This window comes from Mesotoga infera, assembly GCA_011045915.1.
GTDB lineage: Bacteria > Thermotogota > Thermotogae > Petrotogales > Kosmotogaceae > Mesotoga > Mesotoga infera_D.
The window spans coordinates 1-4,974 of the sequence record DSBT01000083.1 but is presented as its reverse complement, the minus strand read 5'-3'; the positions used below and the strand labels follow the sequence as shown (position 1 = coordinate 4,974).

Below are 4,974 nucleotides of genomic sequence, written 5' to 3'. Positions count from 1 at the left end.
GTCCAACTTGCAAGGTCGGTCGGCTTCTGCTACGGGGTAGACAGGGCCGTAAGCGAAGCAATTAAGCTTCTTAAGTCAGGCAAGAAGGTCTACGCGACCGGAGAGATCGTCCATAATGAAAAAGTAATGAACGACCTGAAAGAACTTGGTCTCGAGATGATTGAAGACACCCTTCTCTCTGAAAGGCATGAGGGAATAGCAATAATCCGCGCACACGGGATCGACCCCTCATCTGAAGAGAAATTACGCCGTGTTTTCGATGAAGTAATAGACCTGACTTGTCCTATAGTGTACAATGTATTTAGCCTGGCAGTCGATCTTGAACAGCAAGGCAACTTTGTTGTGGTATTCGGGAAGAGAAATCACCCCGAAGTCACGGCTCTTTCTGGCAGACTGAAGAGCTATCTGATTGTACAGCCTGGAGAAGATTACGACTGGGTGTTGAAAGAGTTGGAAGGCATCGAACGCGTTGCCATCGTTTCTCAGACTACTATGAGTAACGTGGATTTCGAAGGTTTCGCTTCGTTTGTGCAGACCAGACTTGGAGAAAAGGCGACTGTGTACAATACGATCTGCAAAGTCACGATACAGAGAGAATCTGAAGCGGAGCGACTGGCAAGAATTTCCGACACGGTTATAGTTATCGGAGGGAGAAACAGCTCTAATACGAAGAAACTAGTTAAGATAGTCCAAAGACTCGGTAAAAAGGCGCTTCACGTCACAGATTTGAAGGATCTTCCTCGAGGCGATATGGGGAAGGTTGCTCTGATTAGCGGCACATCAACTCCGTACGAGCAAATCCAGAAGATACTGGATTACATAGACAATAATAGGGAGGTAACCGACAATGGAAGAGAAAATGAATCGGCAAGATGAAAACCTGAGCATGGAGGAGATATTTGAACAGATGGATGTTTCCTCAGTTAGGAAAGGCAGTAGAAAGGATGCAGAGGTTTTCTCCGTCCAGCCAGACGGCTTGATGGTGATAATGGACGGAAAACTCGATGGGTTCGTTCCCTCGGATCAGCTGGTAAATGATATTGAAGAGTACAACGTTGGAGATAAGATAGAAGTCATGGTCATAAAGACCAACGAAGAAGAAGGTAGAAGTACGGTCTCCGAGAAGAGAGTTCACGCAAGACAGGCAGTCAGCAAGGTGGAAAAGGCTTACAGAGAAGGCAAGGCGATAGACGGAAAGATTGTCTCAGAGACAAATGCAGGATACAATGTAAGACTTGTCAAGAGTGTCCCGGCCTTTCTTCCAGGCTCCGAATCCGGAATCCGAAAGGGCGACCCGGCACCTGAAGGAACTTTGAAGTTCAAAGTAATCAGATTCAAGAGACAGAGAAACGGTATCAATGTTGTTGTTTCTCTTCGCGCATTCCAGGAAGAGGCAATAAAGGCCTATTTCCAGACAATTGAAGTCGGTCAGGAACTTGAAGGAACTGTCGAGTCGATAAAGAACTTCGGAGCTTTCGTCAAACTGAACGACAACGTGACCGCGCTGATTCCTGCCTCGGAAATGAGCTGGGATGCCAGTGTGAGAATAGGTGATCTGCTCAAGCCCGGAGAGACAGTCAAGACAAAGGTAATAGGCATAGATGAAAAAGAAAAGAAGATCTCCCTGTCTCTTAAACAGATGAGCGAGGATCCATGGTCGACACTAAGCGAGAGGTACGAGGTCGATTCGACTGTCGTCGGCACTGTGAAGAATATTACGCCGTTCGGCTTCTTCGTCTCACTAGAGCCCGGAGTGGAGGGTCTTGTCCATATCTCGGAGGTTTTCTGGGGAAATATAAAGAAGGATCTGAAGAGCGTTGTGGAAGTTGGAGACGAAGTGAAGGTAAACATTAAGGAGATAAACGAGGAGAAGAGAACGCTTTCTCTCTCTTACAGAGAAGCGATGGGCGATCCCTGGGAAAGCATTGGAGACAAATACAAGGAAGGTGACATCCTGAAGGCCAGGACTGCGAAGGTCCTTCCCACCGGCGTCATTCTCGAACTGGAAGAGTATGTCTCTGGTTTTGTGCCCGTCTCGGAAGTCTCATGGAACTTCGTGGACAGGATAGAAGATGTAGTGAAAGAAGGCGACGAGATAGATATCAAGATACTCTCCATAGACAGGGTCAACAGAAGAATGAGACTTAGTATCAAACAGGCTACTTCCGATCCCTGGGAAAAGGTTTCCGAAGAACTTTCCGTTGGTGATCACGTTACCGGCACCGTCACCAGACTGACGAAGTCAGGTGCGATAATAATGATCGATTCCTACGGAGTCGAAGCATTCTTGCCAGTTTCTCAGGTCTCTCTGGAGAGAACCGAAAACATCGAAGACTTGGTTGAAGTCGGCAGACACGATCAATTCAAAGTAATAAGACTGGTTTACGATCCAGACAACGATACGAGAAACATGGTTGTTTCCATAAGGCAGCTAATTAAAGACAAAGAAGCGGCCGAAACCGAAAAGGTACTTAAGGATCTAAATGGCAATGGAAGCGGGACAGTAAACTCCAACAGCCTCGGAGAGATGATCAAGAATCAACTTGAGGAAGAAGGAGAAAGCCTCTAGTGGCCACCGTCCTCATTATTGGACGACCAAATGTGGGAAAGTCAACTTTATTCAATAGACTTGTAGGCGGCAGGAGAGCCATAGTAGATGATATTCCCGGTGTAACACGTGATTTCACTGTGGGAAGAGTCGACTGGCAGCAGCGTACCTTTCAGCTTGTCGATACATGCGGCCTTTTTGAGAATCCGGAAAACATAGTCGAAGAGAAGATGAAAGAGGTCACCCTCGAGCTTCTGAGCGAGGGTGATCTTATTCTTTTCGTTGTGGACGGAAGAAACGGTCTCACCAGCGCAGATCTTGAACTGGCAGATTACTTGAGAAAACAGCACTTGCAGGTTGTCTTTGTCGCCAACAAGGTTGAGAATCCCGATTCCTTTTACTCAAGTGTCGGGAATGAGATCTTTTCACTCGGCTTCGGCGATCCAATAAAAGTATCTTCTGCTCACGGTCTGAACATCGACATACTTTTGGACGAGATCTTCGATCGTCTTATTTCTCTCGGCCATTCTGTTGAACTTGAAGACAATGATGAATCTGGACTGAAAATCGCGATTGTTGGAAAGCCCAACGCGGGAAAGTCCTCTATTTTCAATTGGATTGTGGGCAGCCCTAGAAGTCTTGTGACAGAAGTTTCCGGCACTACGCGCGACACAGTTGATGAAACGGTGGTCATTGATGAAACGCCAATTACCTTTATCGATACCGCGGGCATAAGGAAGAAGTCCAAAGTCAAGGTAATGAACGTAGAATACTACAGTGTAATGAGAGCTATCGATGCGCTTGAAAGATCGGACATAATCATTATGGTAATCGATTCTGCCGATGGAATAGGCAATCAGGACCAGCGCATCGCAGGCCTTGCTGAGAAAAATGGAAAGGCGACGATCGCGGTCTTCAACAAGTGCGACCTTGTTGACGAGAGAAGGAAAAAGGCCCTGTCGAAGACCTTCAAACAAGACCTGTACTTCATCGACTACAGTCCAGTTGTCTTCACTTCGACTTTAACTGGCGAAGGCATGGATGAATTGCTTGACAACATAATGCTGGTAACGAAGAAGATAGATCTTAGGATACCTACCGGTCTCCTCAATACGCTTCTGCAGAGATACTCCGAGGGAACCCCGGCGCCGGGGAAGGGCAAGAAACGGGGGAAAATCTACTACGGAGCTCAAATTGCCGGCCGTCCACCCATAATAATGCTGAATGTCAATGATCCCGCCCTCTTCACAGAGCCGTATCTACGAGGAATAAGAAATTCTATACGACTGAATTTCGATCCGTTCGACGGCACTCCGATCTTCTTGAAACTCAGGAGAAAGAGATGAGGTACGTACTATTCGCACTCATAGGATATATAATGGGTTCTATTCCCTTCAGTTTCATCGTTCCGCTCGTTCGCGGGGTTAACATCACCAAAGTCGGGAGCGGCAACGTCGGTGGAACCAATGTATTGAGAAGCATGGGCGGCTACGCGGGAGCCGTTGCCATGATACTTGACGGCCTCAAGGCCTTCATTCCAGTAATAATTGCCCGGGCAGTCTTCGGGGTCTCTCTCGCTGAGGGAATGATGATTGGTTTTTTCGCAGCTGTCGGTCATAGTTATTCGATCTTCTTGAAATTCAGAGGCGGCAAAGCAGTGGCCTGCACAGTAGGAACACTTTCTGGAACTCTGCCCTGGTACGTCGCCGTCTTTTTCGGGATATGGATCCCGATCGTCCTTCTAACACAGTACGTATCCTTGGGATCGGTTCTTGCTCTCGGAATTCTTTCAGGCATTCTCTTCCTGACTGAAGGCTATACGGTCGGTCTATGGATGCTAGCCTTCTTCGGTTTTTCTCTGTTCAGACACAGGAAGAACGTCGCCGCACTGTTAAAGGGTGAGGAGAGAAAGACCGATCTCGTCGCTGCCTTCAAAAGAAAACGCAACGAAATGAAAACTCGTTAGGTAGTTGCCTAGTCTTCGCTTCGCAAAGGCAGGTTCTGAATTCGTTTGGCGGGCATTGCGTCCACTGATGCTCCTCAGTGCAATGAGTCCTGCGTAAGCAGACTAGCTCTTTTTGCCTCCTGGCGTGCAAGCGCCAGCATCACTTCCTCACGCCAGCGAGCCTCGCCTCCTGCCGAAGGCAGCCTTGCGTCTGATTTTGAAGTGGTTTTCATCCCCGCGAAGCGGGCCTTGCGTCCCCGGATGTATCTCCGGGCATTGCGACCTGGCGTGATCTTCGCCAGCCTTGCGTCCACTGATGCTCCTCAGTGCATTGCGTCCCGCCGCAGGCGGCGAGATGTCCCCGGACGTTTCTCCGGGCAATTATCCCCTCGAGCCAATCTTGATTCTCAGCATATGCCGCTGAAGTTTCGCCTCGTTTCTGGCGCGTTCACGCCTGGATTTGCTGACTTCAAGCAATTCC

Annotated in this window: 5 protein-coding genes; 4 read left to right on the top strand and 1 reads right to left on the bottom strand. The window is 48.3% G+C overall.

What is annotated here, in order from left to right; translation table 11 throughout:
• From ispH to plsY, 4 genes are all read left to right on the top strand, one after another.
• The coding region (ispH, locus tag ENN47_02900; protein ID HDP77133.1) for a 4-hydroxy-3-methylbut-2-enyl diphosphate reductase at positions 1–876 on the top strand (876 nt) is incomplete at its 5' end.
• Positions 848–2,569, top strand: coding sequence for a S1 RNA-binding domain-containing protein (locus tag ENN47_02895; protein HDP77132.1), 1,722 nt, complete (start codon positions 848–850; stop codon positions 2,567–2,569). The genes ispH and ENN47_02895, both read left to right, overlap by 29 nt.
• Complete coding sequence (locus tag ENN47_02890) at positions 2,569–3,894, top strand: ribosome biogenesis GTPase Der (protein HDP77131.1); 1,326 nt, start codon at positions 2,569–2,571, stop codon at positions 3,892–3,894. The genes ENN47_02895 and ENN47_02890 overlap by 1 nt, the downstream gene beginning before the upstream one ends.
• Positions 3,891–4,514: a glycerol-3-phosphate 1-O-acyltransferase gene (plsY, locus tag ENN47_02885; GenBank protein ID HDP77130.1), complete on the top strand. Its 624-nt coding sequence runs from the start codon at positions 3,891–3,893 to the stop codon at positions 4,512–4,514. The genes ENN47_02890 and plsY overlap by 4 nt, the downstream gene beginning before the upstream one ends.
• 360 nt (positions 4,515–4,874) lie before the next feature.
• Here plsY and ENN47_02880 read toward each other — a convergent pair.
• Positions 4,875–4,974, bottom strand: a 100-nt coding sequence (locus ENN47_02880) for a F0F1 ATP synthase subunit epsilon (GenBank protein ID HDP77129.1), incomplete at its 5' end; no start/stop codon positions are given.